The following is a 19889-nucleotide window of genomic DNA, read 5'->3' on the forward strand; positions in this document are numbered from 1 at the left end:
CGCAGCGCCCGGCTAGTCCGGATACTTCGGGCTGGGACCGTAACGGTTGCTGCCTACATCGCTATCGAAGCACAGCAGCACCAGATTCACGAACGGCAGCAGCAGCCACCAGCCGCTGCGGTTGGTGTCGTGCAGCCTGCGCACCCCGGCCGCTATGCTGGGAACCAGAGCAGCCAGCATCAGCAAAGCGGACAGAATACTCAGTCCGCTACTATCGAATACGCCGGACAGAAAGCCCAGCACAAAATTCACCACCATCAGCAGCAGGTAGAAATACCAGTACTCCTTGCGTCGGGCGCGGCCCTGAAATACTGCGTACTGGGTGAGCGGGCGCAATGCGTAATCAAAGAAACCACCCTCGTCCACGCTGCGCGGGGCCGGCTTGGACGCCAGCGCTTGCGGTGCGCCACAGTGAGGACACAGCGGTGCAGTTTCGTGCAGTTCTTTCCCACAAGCCCGGCAAAATACCATACCCATACTTTCCTTTCGCGCCACGCGCTATTATTTTTCGACCTATTCAGGCAGACTGTTTCGAAAAATATAACACGTATTATTGAAGGAAAATAGACCCGTATAGCAAAGCCGGTGCAATACGGGGCGGGCGGGCGCGTTACAGACCTACGCGCGCCAACGCAAATAGCGCCAGCGTAACGACGATGGCACCGCCGATACGGGTGGCGATCTGGGCGAACGGCATCATCTGCATGCGATTCGCAGCTGTCAGAATCGCCACATCGCCCGTGCCGCCCTGGCCACTATGGCAGGCATTGATGATGGCCGTCTCGATCGGATACATCTTCAGCATGCGGCCCACCACGAAGCCGGTGGCCATCAGAGTTGCCACGGTGGCGACAATCGTGATCAGGTTGACGATGGTGAAGGCAGCGATCAGTTTGTCCCACGGCGTCAGCGCGGCGCCAATGGCAAACAGTAGCGGATAGGTGACCGCCGTCGAGAAGAATTTATACACTACGCCGGAAGCCTGCTGTAACTGCGGCGACACCACGCGGCACAGCATCAGCAGCACGGCAACAAACAGCATCACCACCGGGGCGGGAAACTCGAACAGCTTGTGCGCCATCAGGCCCACCATGTACAACGTAATCGCCGTCAGGCCGGCAGCGGCGATCTGGCCCACATCGACCGTAGCGGCCGGCAGTTCCGCCACGCGCAGTTCATCTTCGGCGCCCGGCTGCAAACGGCCCTCGCCCGTCAGGTGCGGATAGCGCTTGCCGACAAAGTTCAGCGCGCCCGACATCAGGATGGCGCTCAGACTGCCCAGCATTACGGGCGGCAGCACCTCGGCAAAAATTTCGCCCTGCGCGTGGCCCAGTATCGCGGCATAGCCTATCGACAGTGGAATTGCGCCCTCGCCCACACCGCCCGCCATGATAGGCACGACGATGAAGAACAGCGTGTGCTGCCAGCTCATGCCCAGTGCCGTGCCGACGGCTGTGCCCACCAGCGCCGCGACCACCGTACCGGCAGCCAGCGGGGCAAAGATCTTGAGGAAGCCCTTGATCAGCACATTGCGGTCCATGCTGAAAATACTGCCCACCACGATAGAGGCGATAAACAGATAGAGGAAGTTGCTGTTCTTGGTGAACTCGGCCACGTTCTTCAGCAACACGGGCGGCATGGCATGGACATACACGAGGAAGGACGGAACAAAGGTGGCAAAGATAGCCGCCGCACCGATATGGCGCAGCAGCGGCATGCGCTTGCCGAATTCGGCGCAGGTAAAGCCGCCTACCGCCAGCACGGCAATCGACACGGAAATATCGGTCGGCACTTTGCCCATGCTGACAAAGCCCCCGATCAGGGCCAGCAGCAGCAGGTAGATCGGCAGCGGCACCAGGCCGATGCGCATATCCATCGCCCGCCAGGCCAGCATGTGCCAGGGCGTGCGGGTGCCGGCTTCGACGCTGGCCGCATCACGAATCGGGCTGACGCTGGCCAGGCCCTGCTGGGCGGGTGCGCTCTGATAGCTAGAGGTAGTGGTATTCATTTTGTCTCCTGTGACTGGTTCTGGCAGGAGTGTAGGCGCGCCAAGCTTTCAAAACGCTTTCTGCGCACGCCGATCCGGCATAAATAGGAATTGCCAGAAACGCCATAAATAGTGCCTTATAGGAAAAATAAATGCACGGCAGATATTTTCCGTGGTAATCTTTCGATTAATCGCCGTCACCACCGATGTCAATAAGGGAAATCAAATGAAACTTATTCAATCCGCATCGACCGCCCTCGCTCTGAGCCTGATGCTGGCATCCGGTATGGCTGCCGCCAGTGATCCGAAATGCTCGGGTACCGCCATTGAAGTTATCGTGGCTGGAAAAACTGTACCTGTCACCTGCCTCGGCTATTTCGATGGCAATCTGAACGGCAATTCGACCAGTTGGACTTCGGTCCGTACCGATCTGGCGCCATGGAATGTCAGCGTCACGGGGCCCGCCGCCAGCAGTAATATGCTGAGCGGCCTCAGCAACGCGACCACCTTCGATTTCAGCAAAACCCTGTATGGCGACACCGTGCTGGGCGTACACTACGGCGTGATCAAGGTAGGCAGCGGAAAGGATGCGATCAAGTACAACGATGTGACCGCTTTCTACCGCTTCGATGCCGGCACCTCGGGTGTGCTGAAAATCATTAACAACATCGATTCGATTTCGAATGCCACGCTGTACCGCAGCGGCGTAGCAGCCCCGGTACCGGAACCGGAAACCTATGCCATGTTGCTGGCAGGTCTGGCTCTGGTCGGTGTGATCGCCCGCCGCCGCAGAAGCGCCTGATCTAGCCCATGACTTAACAAAAAAGCTGCCTGATCAACTGATGGCAGCTTTTTTTATGCCCTCCAGCCAGTCCGGCTAGAAGAAGTGGCGCCAGTCGGTCAGCCAGTCAGGAAACTCTTCCACCGGCATGGGTTTGGCGATGTAGTAGCCTTGCGCGTAGGTACAGCCCAGCCCTTGCAGGAAATCCCAGTCTTCCTTGGTTTCCACGCCAACGGCCACGGAGCGGCGGTCGAGGTTGCGGGCCAGTCCCAGACAGGAGCGCAGCACGGCGGCGATGGCCGGCTTCTTGAACGCGCCATCAACAAAGCTGCGGTCTATCTTCAGTTCCGAAAACGGGATGCGCGCCAGCAGTTGCAGATTGCTGCGCCCCGTGCCGTAGTCGTCGATCGCCAGACCATAACCTTTCATGCGCAGCCGCAGCAGCCGCTCGATAAAGTGCGGCTCCGTGGTCAGTACCGCCGACTCGGTCATCTCGAACGTAATGTAGTCGGGCAGGATGCGGTGGCGCTCCAGGCAGGCCGCCATCTGCTCCATGAACTGGGGATGCGCCAGCGTGCTGGGGTCAACGTTGATGGAGAAGGAAATCGGGATGCTCTGGTCATGCAGCTTGCGGCAGGCAGCGACCGATTTCTCGATCAGGGTCCAGTCGAGGAAATCGACGCGCCTGTGCTGCTCCAGCACCTGCATGAAGGCGGCCGGCCCCAGCACGCCGAACACCGGATGGCGCCAGCGGGCGAACATTTCCAGTCCTTTGACCTGCCCCGTTTCCAGCTCTATCTTGGGCTGGAAATAGGGATCGAACTGGCCATCCTGCAGCGCCTGTCCTACTTCGGCGAAACTGGATTGCGGCAGCTGACTATGGGTCTCGCTGTGGCGCGGCACAGGCGGCGTTACACCATGCTCGATCAGGTGCTGCAGCCGTCCCGGGACCAGCGGCTTGGCCAGCGTGCCCCAGATATTCACCCCGTAGGCCTGCGCCATGGTTTCAACGGAAATCAGCACGGCACTGCTCTGGGCACCGATGACGATGATGGCGGCGCGGCACTGCTGCTCGGCCAGCCGGCGTATCAGCTCCAGCCCGTCCATGCCCGGCAGGGCCAGATCGAGTATCGCCACATCTACCCGTGGCGCCAGTCCGGCCGTCAGATGGCGCAGCGCCGTATGCCCGTCCGGCACCTGGGTGATATGCCCCACGCCCAGATGGACGAGCACATCGGCCAGCGCCAGACGCTGGGTCTGTTCTCCGTCGGCTACCAGAAAGTGCAGCTGGGCGAGGTCCATGCGGGGCTCCATTTATCGCGCTTAGCCCTGATTCTGCCTGACTTGCTCGAAAAAGCATACTGCCGCACACGCTGCCACGTTGAGCGACTCAACCTGTCCCAGATGGGGAATCACCACCTGATGGGTGGCCATAGACAGCAAATCGTCCGCTACGCCCTGCCCTTCATGGCCGAACAGCCACGCCACCGGCTGGCGCAGATCGATATCGTACAGGCGCTGGGTGGCGTAGCCGCTGGTGGCCAGCGTGCTTACGCCGGCACCGCGCACCAGTTCGACCAGATCGACGTTCTCGTAGATATCCAGTACGAAGTGTGCACCCATGGCGGCGCGCAGCACCTTGGGCGACCAGCAATAGGCCGAGCCGGCGCTGCAATACACTTCCGTAATCCCGGCCGCCGCCGCGCTGCGCAGTATCGACCCCATATTGCCGGGATCCTGCACGCCATCGAGCAGCACCGCATTACGGGACAGCGGCGCGCTGACGCTGCGTTCCGGCGTGGCGACGGAAAACATCACGCCGACGCCATGTTCGACCTGCGATACCGCCTTGAACAGGCCATCGGGCAGCGCCAGTACGTGGCCATGCTGTGCTTCCAGCTGGCCGATAATCTGCATTACCTCCGGATGCTGCAGCGCCGTTTCGCTGACGATGCACTGTTCCGGCAGCCCGCGCAGCTGCAGGAAGGACTGGCACAGATGCACACCATCGAGCAGGGTGCGGCCCAGCTTGCGCCGCGTGGCGGCGTTACCGGCCAGCTTGACCAGCTCCTTGTACTGCGCGTTGTCGCGCGAAGTAATCGTCTTCATGCAGCTTCTCCTGAACCCTGTGCGCCAGCGGCCAGCGCGGCACGTACCGGTGCAAAGGATCGGCGGTGTACGGGCGAGGCCCCGAATTCGCGCAGGCGGGCCAGATGCAGCGCCGTGCCATAGCCCTTGTGCTGGTCGAAGCAGTACTGCGGATAGGTTTCATGTAGCGTCACCAGCGCCGCATCGCGCGCCGTCTTGGCCAGGATGGAGGCAGCGGAAATCGCTTCTACCTTGTCGTCGCCGCCGACGATGGCAATGCTCTGTATCTTCATCACCGGACAGCGGTTACCGTCGATCAGCGCCAGAGTTGGCGTGGTCTGCAATGCTTCCACCGCGCGCCGCATGGCCAGCATGGTGGCCTGCAGAATATTGAGCTGGTCGATTTCCGCTTCCGAGGCTTGCGCTATCGCCCATGCCAGCGCCTGCGCCTTGATGACCGGGGCCAGCAGATCACGTTTGGCCTCGCTCAGTTTTTTCGAGTCGCGCAGGCCGTCGATGGGCCGGGCCGGATCGAGGATTACAGCGGCGGCAAACACGGGGCCGGCCAGCGGACCACGGCCCGCCTCGTCGACGCCGCAAATGATTTCATCTGGCGAGTCGGGCAGAAAGTCGAACAGGCCGGGTGTAGGGTTCTTCACGTTGATTCTCTTATGCTTGGATTACTTTGAGCACGGCTGCCGCGCTCTCCTGCGCGCTGTTGCGCAGCAGGCTGTGGTGCATATCGCTAAAGCGCTGCGCCAGCCGAAGCCGGTGCGGCGCATCGGTCAGCTGCTGCCACATGGCCTCGGCCAGCGCCTGCGGACTGGCGGCATCCTGCAGCATTTCCGGCACGAGAAATTCGCGCGCCAGTATATTCGGCAGTCCTATCCACGGCTGGTAGCCGAAATGGCGCAATATCTGCCACTCCAGCGCCATCATCTTGTAGGCGATCACCATGGGCTTTTTGAACAGCGCCACTTCCAGCGAGGCAGTACCGGAGGCCACCAGCACCGCATCAGCGGCAGCAATGGCAGTATGCGACTGGCCGTCCAGCAGCGTCAGTTCCACATCCTGCAAACCTGCCTGCGCGATCAGTTCGAGGAAGTACTGGCGCTGGCGCGCGCCCGCCATCGGCACCACAAAGTGCAGCGAGGGCTCGCGCTGCTTGAGCAGCCGCGCCGCGCCGATAAACGCCGCCGTGTTGTACTTAATTTCCGACATGCGGCTGCCGGGCATGATGGTGACCACATTGGCCATCTCGGGCAGGCCCAGCGCGCGCCGCGCGCCTGCTTCGTCGGTTGCCAGCGGAATCACTTCGGCCAGCGGATGGCCCACATAGCTGACCGGCACACCGGCCTTGCGGTAGATTTCCTCTTCAAACGGAAACACCACCAGCATGTGCGACACGGCGCGGATGATTTTCTTGATGCGGCCACCACGCCAGGCCCAGATCTGCGGCCCGATGTAGTGTATGGTAGGGATGCCGGCGGCCTTGAGCTGTTCTTCCAGTCCCAGATTAAAGCCCGGGTAGTCGGCGCCGATGAACGCGGCCGGCCGTTCGGCCAGCAACTGGTCACGCAGCTGGTTCTGGATGCCTTTGATTTCGCGGTAGCGCGGAATCACCGCCAGCAGACCGCGCACGGTCAGCTTATCCATCGGCCAGTGCGACTCGAAGCCTTGCGCCATCATCTGCTCGCCGCCTATGCCATGGAAGCGCGCATCAGGCAGATGCGGGCGCAGGCCGGACAGCAGACGCGCCGCCAGCATGTCGCCCGACGGTTCGCCCGCTACCAGCGCGAGCGACAGCGGCGATAGCAGCGACTGTTCAGCCGCTGCGATATCAGCGGACGATGCCACGGGTGGCCGTGCCGAGGAACTCGCGCATCGATCGGATCTGCTCGGCCGCAGCAGGGTTGGCAATCTCTTCCTCCTGCAGCGCCGTCTTGGCCTCTTCCAGCGTCAGACCGGAACGGTAGATCAGCTTGTACGCCGTGCGGATACCGTTGATCTGCTCGCGCGTGAAACCACGGCGTTTCAGACCTTCGATATTCACCCCGTGTGCCTGCGCCGGATTCCCGTTCAGCAGCACGAACGGCGGCACATCCTGCGTCAGCGAAGTGCTCATGCCGACAAAGGCATGCGCGCCGATCTTGCAGAACTGGTGCACATTGGCGAAGCCGCTCATGATCACCCAGTCGCCGATCTCGACGTGGCCGGCGATCTGCGCATTATTGGAGAAAATGGTGTTGCTACCCACCTGACAGTCGTGTGCCAGATGGACGTAAGCGGAAATCCAGTTGTCGTTGCCCAGCGAAGTCACACCCTTGTCCTGTACCGTACCGGTATTGAAGGTGCAGAATTCGCGGATGGTGTTACGGTCGCCGATGGTCAGGCGGGTAGGCTCGCCGTTCCACTTCTTGTCCTGCGGCGCTGCGCCGATGGACGAGAACTGGAAAAACTTGTTGTCGCAACCGATGGTGGTGTTGCCCTCGATGACCACATGAGGCCCCACCACGGTGCGCGCACCGATCACCACATTCGGGCCGACGATCGAATACGGGCCGATTTCGACGCTGTCGTCGAGCTGGGCCTTCGCATCGACGATGGCGGTAGCATGGATCTTGGCCATGATTACTTCCCGGCGGGCTGGCTAGCGTCGGTTGCGCTGCGGATGGTGCACATCAGTTCCGCTTCGACGGCCGTCTGGCCATCCACCGAACCGACTGCCTTGTATTTCCAGATACCGCGCGCCACGCGCAGAATCTCGACGTTCATCACCAGCTGGTCGCCCGGTTCCACCGGACGCTTGAAGCGCGCGTTGTCGATGCCGACGAAGTACACCACCGAATTTTCATCCGGTTTGATGTTCATGGTCAGGAACGACAGAATCGCAGCCGTCTGCGCCATCGCTTCGATCATCAGCACGCCCGGCATTACCGGCTTGTGCGGGAAGTGGCCATTGAAGAATTCTTCATTGACGGTGACGTTTTTAACGGCGGTAATGCTCTTGCCCGACTCCCAGTCCAGCACGCGGTCTACCAGCAGCAGCGGGTAGCGGTGCGGCAGGTACTGCTTGATGGTGTGGATATCCAGGCACTTCTTGGTGCAGGTGGATTCGGAGCTTACCGGGGTATTCGTAGTCATAATGTTTTCTCGTCCTGATTCGTCAATGTTTTAATTGTTTTTTCCAGCGCGCGGATTTTATCGCGCATCGCCGACAGATTGCGCACGATGACCGCAGATTTTTCCCATTCGCTGTTTTTGGCCAACGGATAGAAGCCCGTGTACTGGCCCGGTTCGAGGATGGAGCGCGAAACCATGCTGCCCGATCCTACGTGTACCTTGTCGACGATGGTCAAATGGCCCAGCACCATGGCGGCGCCGCCAAAAGTGCAGTACTTGCCTATCTTCGCGCTGCCGGCCACGCCAACGCAGCCGGCCATGGCGGTATGCGCGCCGATGTGGCAGTTGTGGCCGATCTGGATCTGGTTGTCCAGCTTGACGCCATCTTCGATGATGGTATCGGCCAGAGCGCCACGATCGATGGTGGTGTTGGCGCCGATATCGACATCATCGCCTATCACTACCCTGCCGGTCTGCGGAATCTTGATGTAGACACCGCCCTCGTTGGCGAAGCCGAAACCGTCCGTGCCGATCACGGCGCCGGAATGGATGATGCCGCGCTGGCCGATTACGCAGCCAGCGTGGAAAGTCACGTTGGCAAACAGATGGGTTTCTGCGCCGATCACGGCAGCGCGGCCGATATAGCAGCCGGCGTCGATCACCGCATGCTCGCCGATCACGGCGCCGCTTTCGATCACCACGCGCGCGCCGATGTGGGCGCTGCTTGCTACCTGCGCATCATCGGCCACCACGGCGGAAGCGTGCACGCCGGGCTGAGGCACCAGTGCCGTCAGCGATTCGAAGTACTGCGCCGCACGGGCGAAATACACATACGGATTATTCGTCACGATCAGCGCACCGTGGAAACCGGCGCTGATGAAGGCCTGATCGGCAGCCGACACGATCAGTGCCGCCGCCTGGCTTTGCAGCGCCTGTGCGCGCAATTTGCTGTTGCTGAGGAAGCTGATGTGCGAAGCGCTGGCGTCGGCCAATGGTGCGATGCCGCTCACCTCGAGGTTGGCATCGCCCATCAACTGACCGCCGAGGCGTTCGACCAATTGCCCTAGTCGAGTGCCCATCGGGTGGTCCAATCTGTTGAATTATTTATCTTTATCGAGTGCGGCCAGCACTTTATCGGTGATATCGATGCGCGGGCTGGCCCAGACGGCGTCCTGCAGCACGATATCGAAGCCTTCCACCGTGGCCATCTGCTTGATGATCTTGGTGGCTTTTTCCGAAATGGCCTGGCGCTCTTCGTTGGTGCGCTGGTTCAGGTCTTCGCGGAATTCGCGCTGGCGGCGCTGGTATTCCTTATCCAGCTCGAACACATCGCGCTGGCGTTTGACGCGGTCGGTTTCGGCCAGCGCCGGCATATCCTTCTCCAGCTTCTCGGAAGCAGCCTTGAGACGCATGGCCATGTCGTTCATGGCTTTCTCGCGGCTCTTGAATTCTTCCTGCAGCTTTTCGCCGGCCAGCTTGGCCAGCTTGGATTCGTTGTAGATGCGCTCGGGGCTAAGCCACGCAATGCGCGACACGGAGGTCTGGGCCTGCACCGGCGCCCATGCGCAGCAGCCCAGTGCGAGCACGGCAAGTGTTTTGCTCAGGTTAGCGGACAGAGTCTTCAACTTATTTCTCCGAAGTAATTTTCAATACCGGCTATCAGATCGCCTGCAGGCCAGCTTAGAAGCCGCTGCCCATCTGGAACTGGAAGCGCTCCAGACGGTCGCCCGGCTTGGCGTTCAAAGGCTTAGCATAACTCAGTTTGAGCGGCCCCACCGGCGAAATCCAGCTGATGCCCAGGCCGGTCGAATAGCGCAGCTCGGAGGCGCGCATTTTCTGGCCTTCCTGATACACCTGACCGCCATCGACGAAGCCGAACCAGCGCAGACTGCGGTCCTTGCCCGAACCGGGGAACGGCAGCTGCAGCTCGGCATTGCCGATCAGACGGGAAGCACCGCCCAGCGCATCGAAGTAGTAAGGATCGACCGCACCCAGCGAGGAGCTCAGGTAGCCGCGCACGGAACCGATACCGCCGCCGTAGAAGTTCTTGAACACCGGGTATTTGCTGTTACGCAGACCATGGCCGTAATCGATTTCGCCTTTCAGGGCCAACGTGGTATTCCAGATCAGCGGTTTGTACCACTGGTGTTCATACACCGCGCGGTAGTACTGCTGCTGGCCGACCAGATCGATTTCGATATTGGCGCGCTGGTAGCGACCCAGCGTCGGCGTCAGGGCCGAATCGCGGCTATCGCGTGCCCATGCTGCCGTCAGCGGCACGGCATGGGTCTGGGCGGTACCGGTACCGTCGGCGCTACCGGTCACACTGGTGACGTATTCACGGAAGCGGGTCGGCGAAGTCAGGTCGGTGGTAATGCGCGAACGTTCCAGACCGATACCGAAGAACACCGTATCGACTTCCGAGAACGGCACACCGTAGCTGATGCGGCCACCCTGCTGGCGGATGGTGTAGCTACCGATATTCAGTGCCGGCGGCTGCTGGGTACGCATATACACTTCGTATGAGCGCGATACGCCGTCATCGGTGTAGTACGGGTCGGTCTGCGAGAACGAAATGGTGCGGCTGTATTTCGAGGTATTCAGCTCGATGCCGACAGTGGTACCGGAACCGGCAAAGTTGGCCTGCTGGATCGCCGCCTGGAAGGAGAATTTCTCCGACTGCGAGAAGGCGCCGCCGATCTGGAAGTTACCGGTCGGTTTCTCCACCACGGTCAGGTTGACGTCCACCTGATCGGAGGTGCCCTGCGCTTCCGGCGTATCGACCGTCACGTCCTTGAAGTAACCGAGACGGTCTACCCGGTCGCGCGACAGCTTGATCTTGTTGGCGTCGTACCACGACGATTCGAACTGGCGGAACTCGCGGCGGATTACTTCGTCGCGGGTGGTGGTGTTGCCGGCGATGTTCATGTGGCGCACGTAGGCGCGCTTGCCCGGATCGATAAAGAAGGTAAACGCTACTTCGCGTTTTTCGCGGTCGATATCGGGATTGGCATTGACGTTGGCGAAAGCGTAGCCGAAAGTGCCGAGACGGTCGGAAATCAGCTTGTTAGTCGCCGTCAGACGCTCGCCCGAATAGGTCTCGCCTTTACGCAGCAGCACCAGCGAGCGCAGTTCTTCCTCGCGGCCGAAGGTCTCGCCCTCGAACTTGATGCCGGAGACCGTGTACTTCTGGCCTTCGGTAATATTGATGGTGATGTAGATGTCTTTCTTGTCCGGGGTGATCGACACCTGGGTCGAATCGATCTGCATCTCGATGTAGCCGCGATTCAGATAGTAGGACTTGAGCGACTCGATATCGCCGGTCAGCTTGGTCTTGGAGTACTGGTCGGACTTGGTGTACCAGCTGAACCAGCCACCCGTATTCAGGGCCAGTTCGTCTTTCAGCTCCTTGTCGCTGAATACCTTGTTGCCGACGATGTTGATCTGCTTAATCTTGGCGATTTCGCCTTCATCGACGGCAAAAGTGATGTTGACGCGGTTACGCTCGATAGGCGTCACGGTGGTGACGATTTTTACGCCGTACAGGCCGTGCGACAGGTACTGGCGTTTGAGTTCCTGCTCGGCGCGGTCGACCGAAGCCTTGTCGAAAATCTTGGTCTCGCCCACGCCGATATCTTTCAGCGCTTTGACCAGCGTGTCTTTTTCAAACTCCTTGGTTCCGGTGAACTCCACTTTGGAGATGGCCGGACGTTCTTCCACCAGCACGACCAGCACGTCGCCGTCGCGTTCCAGTTTGACGTCCTTGAAGAAGGAAGTGGCATACAGCGCCTTGATGGCGGCCACGCCCTTGTCGTCGTTGAAGGTCTCGCCTACCCGCACCGGCAGATAGCTGAACACCGTACCGGCTTCCGTACGCTGGATGCCTTCGACGCGGATATCCTTGACGACGAAGGGCTCGATAGCCATGGCACTGCCGGCGCATAGCGCCAGAACGGCAGCGCCTATCAGGCTGCGGCGAAACGGGGATGAAGTAATACGGTCAGAATATAATTTCATTGGGTATTCAATGGCTAATCAACGAACTACTCATATACACAGCTGATCCACAGCTAATTTATAGCGAACTGCCACAACTCGGTTACAGCAGCCGCACAACGTCGTTAAACACCGCCAGCAGCATTAACGTCAGCAACAGGCCTATGCCGAAACGCTGCGCAATCTCACCAAAACGCTCCGGTACAGAGCGTCCGGTTAAAACTTCCAGCGAATAATACAGCAAATGCCCCCCATCTAGAACGGGAATCGGTAGCAAATTCATCACCCCTAAACTGATGCTGATGAAGGCGATGAAGCCCAGATAGCTGGCAACGCCTGCCCGTGCGGTCTGGCCGGCATAATCGGCAATGGTCAGAGGGCCGGTAACGTTTTTCAGCGAAGCCTCGCCGATCAGCATTTTTCCTACCATTTTGACCGACAATACCGACGTTTCCCACACCCGCTGCACGGCTTTCACCACTGCTGCAGGAGGGGACGACACCACTTTGATCATATCCGGCGCCAGCGCGATGTAGGCGCTGATCTTACCGACTGTTACAGTTCCTTTATCCTTGCCGCCCTTGGCGACTGGCTGCACTTCGCCTTGCGGCACCATGGCCAGCGTCAGCTCCTGCCCCGCGCGGCGCACCTGCACCTGCACGGTGCGACCGGCAGCGCCGCGGATAATGTCGATAAATGCGATACCGTCGGCCACCGGCGTGCCATCCACGGCCAGCAGCAGATCGTCGGCCAGCAGGCCGGCGCGCGCAGCGGGACCGCCTGCGATCACCTGCTGCACCACCGGCAGCGGGCGGGCAAAGCCCAGTCCCAGATCGCCCGGCACGTCGCCTTCCACATCGAGTCCGGTCAGCAGCACGGCGGGCAGTACGAAGTTGTAATGTCCCTGCCCTGGCCGTTCTACCGACAGCTGCACATCGCTCTTGTTGATCACACCCTGGATCAGCTGCCAGCGCAGATCGGACCAGGCAGCGACGCTCTGGCCATTCACGGCCGTAATCAGATCACCGCTGCGCACACCGGCTACCCAGGCGGCCGATGCTCCCTTGCTCTCGCCAACCGTGGCTTGCACGCTGACTTTGCTGGCCGGCTCTTGCACGCCAACCATATACAGGCCGGCGAACAGCACGATCGCCAGCAGGAAGTTGGCCAGCGGGCCGGCAGCCACGATGGCGATACGCTTCCATACATTCTGGCGGGTGAATTCGCGCTGCAGGTCAGCTTCGGGAAGGCCGGCCAGATTGCCCTCGCGGGCATCGAGCATCTTGACGTAGCCGCCCAGCGGCAGCGCCGAGATCACCCACTCCGTCTGGTCAGGGCCGTAGCGGCGCGACCAGACCACCTTGCCCATGCCGACCGAAAAACGCAGCACTTTGACACCGCACCAGCGCGCCACCAGATAGTGCCCCAGCTCGTGGATAGTGACCAGCGTGCCGAGGCAGACGATGAATGCCAGGACGGTCTGCAGCAGGTTCATTTTGCCTGCCCTGCGGGAAGTTGGGTGCGAAGTTGGGGGCGAAGTTGGGTGCGAAGTTGGGTGATATACTGCTGCGCCGCCTGCCGCGCCACCGCATCCTGCGCCATCACGGCGCCGATGCTATCGGCAGCGCCATGCGGCACGCTGTTCATCACATGGGCGATCACGCGGTCGATCTGGCGGAAGCCGATCTGCAGATCAAGGAAAGCCTGCACGGCCACTTCGTTGGCGGCATTGAGCAGGGCTGGCGCAGTGCCGCCGGCGCGCAGCGCCTCGAAGGCCAGCGCCAGACAGGGGAAACGCTCGAAATCAGGACGCTGGAACTGCAGCGTGGCGATCTGGGTCAAGTCGAGCGGGCCGACGCCGGACTCGATGCGCTCGGGATAGGCCAGTGCATGGGCAATCGGCGTGCGCATGTCCGGATTGCCCAGCTGCGCCAGTACCGAGCCGTCGCTGTACGACACCATCGAATGGATCACCGACTGCGGGTGGATTACTACTTCGATCTGGTCGGCCGGCGCGCCGAACAGCCAGTGCGCCTCGATGACTTCCAGCCCCTTGTTCATCATGGTAGCCGAATCGACCGAAATCTTGCGGCCCATTGACCAGTTGGGGTGCTTGCAGGCCTGCTCCGGCGTCACCGCTTCCAGCGTTGCCACCTCGCGGTTAAGGAAAGGCCCGCCCGATGCGGTCAGCAGAATTTTGGCCACGCCGCTCTGGCCCGGCACGCGCGCGTAGTCGGACGGCAGGCACTGGAAGATCGCATTGTGCTCGCTATCGATGGGCAGCAGTACGGCGCCCGATTCCTGCACGGCGTCCATGAACAGCTGGCCGGACATGACCAGCGCTTCCTTATTCGCCAGCAGCACCTTCTTGCCGGCGCGGGCTGCCGCCAGCGTAGGCGCCAGACCGGCTGCGCCGACGATGGCCGCCATCACGCTGTCGACTTCGGGCGCACTGGCGATGCTGCATAGCGCTGCTTCGCCATATTCGACTTCCGTATTCAGGCCGGCCGCGCGCAACAGCGCCGTCAGGCGGCTGGCCGCTTCGGCCGTGCCCACCACGGCACGCAGCGGACGAAAGGCGATACACTGGGCCGACAGTTCCTCCACCCGGCTGTGTGCCGACAGGGCGTAGACGCTGTAGCGCTGCGGATGACGGGCGAGCACGTCCAGCGTGGACACGCCGATCGAACCGGTGGCGCCAAGGATGGTGATGCGTTGCATAATTACTCTCTCAGAGCCAGAAGCCTATCAGCGCCGCCAGCGGCAGCACCGGGATCAGGGCATCAATACGGTCAAGCACGCCGCCGTGGCCGGGCAGCAGATTGCTGCTGTCTTTCATGCCGGCGCGGCGCTTGAGTTGGGATTCGAACAGGTCGCCGACGATGGACGCAGCCACCACCAGCACCAGCAGCAGCAAGGCCATGGCCCAGCCGAAGCGGGCCTGCAGTTTGACGGCGAAGGTATCCTGCAACCACGGGTTGGCAGGCGCCAGCAGTACGGTGGCGCTGGCGGCCAGCAGCACGGCAATGCCGCCGCCAATGGCGCCTTCCCACGATTTACCGGGCGAGATAGACGGCGCCAGCTTGCGCTTGCCGAATGCCTTGCCGGCGAAGTAGGCGCCGATATCGGCCAGCCACACCAGTGCCATCACCGACAGCAGGTACAGCGGCGATTGCAGATACAGGCCGAGGATGGCGAAGAAGCAGGCGAAGATGGCGAAGCTGAAGGTCACTGCCATCGACCAGTTGCCACCGCCCTGCATGGGCGGCAGGCCCATGCCCAGCGAGGGCACATAGCGCAGCAGCCACAGCAGGCAAGCCACGCCGTACAGCGAATTGACCGAAGCCGGCTTGGCGATCAGCAGCAGAAACACGAACAATGCGCCACCGGCCACACCGGCCAGTCTGGCTTTTGCGCTGCCCACGCCGAACAGGCGCGCCGCTTCCCACAGGGCGGCGGCGACGAACAGCGTCACCACGCCGGCCACAGCAGGGAAGTAGTGGGAGAACAGCACTGGCAGCAGCACTGCCAGCAACAGCACGGCCGTAATAATGCGGGTTTTCAGCATCAGCTAGTCTTCTCTGCCAGTTGCGCACCGGTGCGGCCGAAGCGGCGTTCGCGGTGCTGGTAGGAGGCGATGGCCTCATCCAGACTCTCTTTGGAAAAGTCGGGCCAGTAAGTATCGGTAAAGAACAGCTCGGTATAAGCCAGCTGCCACATGAGGAAATTCGAAATACGCTGTTCGCCGCCGGTGCGGATGAACAGATCCGGCTCGGGCGCATACGCCATGGCCAGATGGGGTGCCAGCTGCTCTTCGCTGAAATCGTGTGCGCCCGGATGGGCCGCCACCATTTTGGCTATCGCCTGCATGATATCCCAGCGGCCGCCATAGTTGGCGCACACGGTCACGGTCATGCGGGTGTTGTTGGCGGTCTTGCGCTCGGCGGCAGCGATCATGCCCTGCAGCTTCTCGTCGAAGCGGGTCAGGTCGCCCACCACCTTGAGGCGGATGTTATTGGCGTGCAGCTTGGAGACTTCGCGGTCGAGCGCGGTGACGAACAGGCGCATCAGCAGCGACACTTCCTCTTCGGGGCGGCGCCAGTTTTCCGAGCTGAAGGCAAACAGGGTCAGGTATTCCACGCCGCTGCGGGCGCAGGCTTCGACCACGGTGCGCACGGCATCGACGCCTTTGACGTGGCCGGCTACACGCGGCAGAAAACGCTTGGTGGCCCAGCGGCCATTGCCATCCATGATGATGGCAATGTGACGAGGCACGGCCGGCGCGTCCGGAACTTCAGTAGTCGAACTGGTATATTTCATGAAAACTGCAGTGCCAAAGTGTTAAGTATTGCAGGTGTTGCCCGAAAAAACAAGACGCCAGCAGAGCGCCCGCAGCCGGTGATCGCATCACCGGCCCGGACCCGCTGCTGGCGCCCTTGCCGACCCTTAAACGGTCAGAACTTCCTTCTCTTTCTCCGCTACCATCTTGTCGACGTCGGCGATGAATTTATCGGTGACTTTCTGTACGTCATCAATGGCGCGACGCTCGTCGTCTTCCGAAATGGCCTTGTCTTTCACCAGCTTTTTCAGCGATTCGTTGGCATCGCGACGGATATTACGCACAGCAATTTTCGCATCTTCCGCTTCGCTCTTGACCAGTTTCACCATTTCCTTGCGGCGCTCTTCCGTCAGCGGCGGAGTCGGCACGCGGATCACATCGCCCTGCGCGGCCGGGTTCAGACCCAGATCGGCATCGCGGATGGCTTTTTCGATAGCAGCAGCCATTTTCTTTTCGAACGGCTGCACGCCGATGGTGCGGGCATCGACCAGGGTCAGGTTGGCCACCTGATTGATCGGGGTAGGATTACCGTAGTAATCCACGGTGACGTGGTCCAGGATACCCGTGTGGGCACGGCCGGTACGCACCTTGGCCAGATCGGCACGCAGGGTTTCCAGCGATTTGGTCATGCGCTCTTGCGCACTTTTCTTAACGTCAGCTACGGACATTACTGCTCTCCTGTATTCGGTATTGAGTATAAACGGTTAGCATTAAACGTGAACCAGCGTGCCCTCGTCCTCGCCCATGATGACGCGCATCAGCGCGCCCGGCTTGGTAATCGAGAACACTTTGATTGGCAGCTTCTGGTCGCGGCACAGCGCAAACGCGGTGGCGTCCATGACTTGCAGATGCTTGGCGATGGCTTCGTCGAACGAGATCGAGCTGTACAGCGTGGCATTCGGGTCTTTCTTCGGATCGGCCGAGTACACGCCATCGACCTTGGTAGCCTTCAGCACGATTTCCGCGCTCACTTCCGAGCCGCGCAGCGACGCTGCCGTATCGGTGGTGAAGAACGGGTTGCCGGTACCGGCGGCGAACACCACCACTTTGCCTTCTTCCAGATATTGCAGCGCTTTCGGGCGCACATACGGCTCGACCACCTGCTCGATGCCGATGGCCGACATTACGCGGGCGGTAATGCCCACATGGCGCATGGCATCGGCCAGGGCCAGTGCATTCATCACGGTGGCCAGCATGCCCATGTAGTCGGCCGTTGCACGGTCCATGCCTTGGGCGCCGGGCGCTACGCCACGGAAGATATTGCCGCCGCCAATCACGATTGCCAGTTCCACGCCCAGTTTTGCGACCTCGGCCACATCAGCGACCATGCGCTCTATCGTGCCGCGGTTGATGCCGTAGGCATCGTCGCCCATCAGGGCTTCACCGGACAATTTGAGGAGGACACGTTTGTAGGCTGGTTTGGACATGGGACGGGGCTCCTAAGTTGGGTTTATTCGGGTAAGGCTGCCGGCGCCTATGATACCTAGTCTGGCGCCGGGAACAACTATTTACTTCTGGGGTAAAACTTGCCGCAAGCAGGTGCAGCTTAAAAAAACGGGCCTCTCGGCCCGTTTTCTTTTTATTACGCTCCTTTGGAAGCGGCCATCTGTGCGGCCACTTCAGCAGCGAAGTCATCGACTTTCTTCTCGATGCCTTCACCAACCACAAACATCGTGAAGGCTTTCACGGTGGTGGCTTTTTCTTTCAGCATCTGCTCGATCGATTGCTTGTCGTTTTTCACGAAAGCCTGGTTCAGCAGCGAAACTTCTTTCAGGTACTTCTGTACCGAACCTTCCAGACGCTTAGCAACGATTTCAGCCGACTGAGCTGGCTTGCCTTCGGCAGCCGCTTTGGCAGCATCTTCGTCAGCTTTCAGCTTAGCAACCGAACGCTCTTTCTCGATCAGTTCTGCTGGAACCTGATCTTGCGACAGAGCGACTGGTTTCATTGCAGCGATGTGCATCGCCACGTCTTTACCCACTTGCTCTTCAGCGCCGTCGAAGTCGACGATCACGCCGATGCGCGAGCCGTGCAGGTAGGAAGCCAGTTTGCCGGTGGTTTCGAAACGCTGGAAGCGACGGATGGTCATGTTCTCGCCGATCTTGCCGATCAGAGCCGAACGTACTTCGTCCAGGGTTTTGCCATCCAGTGGCAGTGCCAGCAGCGCGGCAACGTCAGCTGGGTTGTGTTCTACGACCAGACGGGCAGCGTTAGCAGCCAGTGCCAGGAAGTCATCGTTTTTCGCAACGAAGTCGGTTTCCGAATTAACTTCGATCAGCGCACCTACGCCGCCGGCGATGTGGGTAGCTACCACGCCTTCAGCGGTGATACGTGCCGAAGCTTTCGAGGCCTTGCCGCCCAGTTTGACGCGCAGGATCTCTTCTGCACGCGCCATGTCGCCATCGGCCTCGGTCAGAGCTTTTTTGCATTCCATCATTGGTGCGTCGGTCTTGCCGCGCAGTTCGCCTACCATCGCTGCAGTAATCGCTGCCATGTGTTTCTCCTGTATTCGGTATTCGTGGGGGATGGGGAGCGGGTTTGCCCGGCTCTACCCATTTACGTTAAAAAAAAGGGGGAGCTGTTGGCCACCCCTTTTTCCTTACAGCCTAGCTAGGAACAATTAAGCCTGTTCGTTCACTTCGACGAAATCGTCGCCAGCTGCAGCTTTAACCATTTCAACTACTTCGTTACCGGCAGCAGCACGGCCTTCCAGGATCGCATCTGCTACGCCGCGAGCGTACAGAGTGATGGCTTTGGACGAGTCATCGTTACCTGGAATGACGAATTGCACGCCTTCTGGCGAGTGGTTGGTATCGACCACGCCGATCACTGGGATGCCCAGTTTAGCGGCTTCGGTGATGGCGCCTTTGTGGTAGCCAACGTCCACGACGAAGATTGCGTCAGGAACGCCGCCCATCTCTTTGATGCCGCCGATCGATTTTTGCAGCTTAACCATTTCGCGTTGGAACATCAGCGCTTCTTTTTTCGACAACTTCTCAACCGAACCGTCTTGCATCGCAGCTTCCATGTCTTTCAGACGCTTGATCGAGGTTTTGATGGTTTTGAAGTTGGTCAGCATGCCGCCCAGCCAGCGCTGGTCAACGAAAGGAACGCCTGCGCGTGCTGCTTCAGCAGCAATGATTTCACGAGCTTGACGCTTGGTGCCTACCATCAGGATGGTGCCGCGGTTAGCAGCTACCTGTTTCACGTGTTTCATCGCTTCCTGATACATACCCATCGTCTTTTCCAGATTGATGATATGGATCTTGTTGCGGTGACCGAAGATGAAAGGAGCCATCTTTGGGTTCCAGAAACGGGTTTGGTGACCGAAGTGGACACCGGCTTCCAGCATTTCGCGCATAGTTACGGACATATTAAACTCCAGGGTTGGGTCTGGAATCCGATCAGTCACCTTATAGGCACCCTTGTCGACCGGATTCGCTTTTATTAATGAAAAATAACAGCTTGTCTTTACAACGTTGCCCGAACGGAATTCAAGCAACCCGCTATTCTAGCCCGAAAACACCCGCTTAGGCAATACCTTACACGGACTTGAGCTATTGCAAGGCGCCCCG

At 60.1% G+C, this 19889-nt stretch carries 20 protein-coding genes; 1 reads left to right on the forward strand and 19 read right to left on the reverse strand.

Going from position 1 to position 19889, the window contains the following annotated elements:
• Positions 1-12: 12 nt before the first annotated feature.
• Entirely contained in the window at positions 13-477 is a 465-nt protein-coding gene (locus GTP27_RS07645) for a DUF805 domain-containing protein (protein ID WP_229633519.1), read from the reverse strand.
• Between the two features lie 133 nt (positions 478-610).
• Positions 611-1894: a 2-hydroxycarboxylate transporter family protein gene (locus GTP27_RS07650; RefSeq protein ID WP_229633552.1), complete on the reverse strand. Its 1284-nt coding sequence runs from the start codon at positions 1892-1894 to the stop codon at positions 611-613.
• 319 nt (positions 1895-2213) lie between these two features.
• On the opposite strand from GTP27_RS07650, the gene GTP27_RS23750 reads away from it, so the two are divergent.
• The gene (locus GTP27_RS23750) at positions 2214-2789 is read left to right on the forward strand and encodes a PEP-CTERM sorting domain-containing protein (protein ID WP_229633520.1); all 576 of its coding nucleotides are present in this window, start codon (positions 2214-2216) and stop codon (positions 2787-2789) included.
• Between the two features lie 75 nt (positions 2790-2864).
• Here GTP27_RS23750 and GTP27_RS07660 read toward each other — a convergent pair whose 3' ends face one another.
• From GTP27_RS07660 to rpsB, 17 genes are all read right to left on the reverse strand, one after another.
• On the reverse strand, positions 2865-4070 hold the full coding sequence (locus GTP27_RS07660; RefSeq protein WP_161038600.1) for an EAL domain-containing response regulator: 1206 nt from the start codon (positions 4068-4070) through the stop codon (positions 2865-2867).
• 21 nt (positions 4071-4091) lie between these two features.
• Positions 4092-4877 carry a TrmH family RNA methyltransferase gene (locus GTP27_RS07665; RefSeq protein WP_161038601.1) on the reverse strand — a complete coding sequence of 262 codons (786 nt, stop codon included), beginning with the start codon at positions 4875-4877 and terminating at the stop codon, positions 4092-4094.
• Entirely contained in the window at positions 4874-5515 is a 642-nt protein-coding gene (gene rnhB / locus GTP27_RS07670; protein WP_161038602.1) for a ribonuclease HII, read from the reverse strand. Before rnhB ends, GTP27_RS07665 begins: the two co-directional genes overlap by 4 nt.
• A 10-nt stretch (positions 5516-5525) precedes the next feature.
• On the reverse strand, positions 5526-6713 hold the full coding sequence (gene lpxB / locus GTP27_RS07675) for a lipid-A-disaccharide synthase (protein ID WP_161038603.1): 1188 nt from the start codon (positions 6711-6713) through the stop codon (positions 5526-5528).
• The gene (gene lpxA, locus GTP27_RS07680; RefSeq protein WP_161038604.1) at positions 6697-7485 is read right to left on the reverse strand and encodes an acyl-ACP--UDP-N-acetylglucosamine O-acyltransferase; all 789 of its coding nucleotides are present in this window, start codon (positions 7483-7485) and stop codon (positions 6697-6699) included. The genes lpxB and lpxA overlap by 17 nt, the downstream gene beginning before the upstream one ends.
• Before the next feature lie 2 nt (positions 7486-7487).
• The gene (fabZ, locus tag GTP27_RS07685; protein ID WP_161038605.1) at positions 7488-8000 is read right to left on the reverse strand and encodes a 3-hydroxyacyl-ACP dehydratase FabZ; all 513 of its coding nucleotides are present in this window, start codon (positions 7998-8000) and stop codon (positions 7488-7490) included.
• The gene (lpxD, locus tag GTP27_RS07690) at positions 7997-9058 is read right to left on the reverse strand and encodes a UDP-3-O-(3-hydroxymyristoyl)glucosamine N-acyltransferase (protein ID WP_161038606.1); all 1062 of its coding nucleotides are present in this window, start codon (positions 9056-9058) and stop codon (positions 7997-7999) included. The genes fabZ and lpxD overlap by 4 nt, the downstream gene beginning before the upstream one ends.
• A 21-nt stretch (positions 9059-9079) precedes the next feature.
• Entirely contained in the window at positions 9080-9604 is a 525-nt protein-coding gene (locus GTP27_RS07695; protein ID WP_161038607.1) for an OmpH/Skp family outer membrane protein, read from the reverse strand.
• 55 nt (positions 9605-9659) lie between these two features.
• Positions 9660-11996 carry an outer membrane protein assembly factor BamA gene (gene bamA / locus GTP27_RS07700; RefSeq protein WP_161038608.1) on the reverse strand — a complete coding sequence of 779 codons (2337 nt, stop codon included), beginning with the start codon at positions 11994-11996 and terminating at the stop codon, positions 9660-9662.
• 82 nt (positions 11997-12078) lie between these two features.
• The gene (gene rseP, locus GTP27_RS07705) at positions 12079-13470 is read right to left on the reverse strand and encodes an RIP metalloprotease RseP (RefSeq protein WP_161038609.1); all 1392 of its coding nucleotides are present in this window, start codon (positions 13468-13470) and stop codon (positions 12079-12081) included.
• The gene (gene ispC, locus GTP27_RS07710; RefSeq protein ID WP_161038610.1) at positions 13467-14696 is read right to left on the reverse strand and encodes a 1-deoxy-D-xylulose-5-phosphate reductoisomerase; all 1230 of its coding nucleotides are present in this window, start codon (positions 14694-14696) and stop codon (positions 13467-13469) included. The genes rseP and ispC overlap by 4 nt, the downstream gene beginning before the upstream one ends.
• Before the next feature lie 10 nt (positions 14697-14706).
• Positions 14707-15543 carry a phosphatidate cytidylyltransferase gene (locus GTP27_RS07715; RefSeq protein WP_161038611.1) on the reverse strand — a complete coding sequence of 279 codons (837 nt, stop codon included), beginning with the start codon at positions 15541-15543 and terminating at the stop codon, positions 14707-14709.
• Positions 15543-16295 (reverse strand): polyprenyl diphosphate synthase, encoded by a 753-nt coding sequence (uppS, locus tag GTP27_RS07720; protein WP_161038612.1) that lies wholly within the window; start codon positions 16293-16295, stop codon positions 15543-15545. Before uppS ends, GTP27_RS07715 begins: the two co-directional genes overlap by 1 nt.
• 126 nt (positions 16296-16421) lie before the next feature.
• Positions 16422-16982, reverse strand: a complete 561-nt coding sequence (frr, locus tag GTP27_RS07725; RefSeq protein ID WP_155435295.1) for a ribosome recycling factor — start codon at positions 16980-16982, stop codon at positions 16422-16424.
• 42 nt (positions 16983-17024) lie between these two features.
• Entirely contained in the window at positions 17025-17741 is a 717-nt protein-coding gene (gene pyrH / locus GTP27_RS07730) for a UMP kinase (protein ID WP_161038613.1), read from the reverse strand.
• A gap of 155 nt (positions 17742-17896) precedes the next feature.
• On the reverse strand, positions 17897-18808 hold the full coding sequence (gene tsf, locus GTP27_RS07735) for a translation elongation factor Ts (RefSeq protein ID WP_155435293.1): 912 nt from the start codon (positions 18806-18808) through the stop codon (positions 17897-17899).
• Positions 18809-18934: 126 nt separating this feature from the next.
• Entirely contained in the window at positions 18935-19687 is a 753-nt protein-coding gene (gene rpsB, locus GTP27_RS07740; RefSeq protein ID WP_155435292.1) for a 30S ribosomal protein S2, read from the reverse strand.
• Positions 19688-19889 lie beyond the last annotated feature (202 nt).

Source organism: Duganella qianjiadongensis (assembly GCF_009857915.1).
Classification (GTDB): Bacteria; Pseudomonadota; Gammaproteobacteria; order Burkholderiales; family Burkholderiaceae_D; genus Rugamonas; species Rugamonas qianjiadongensis.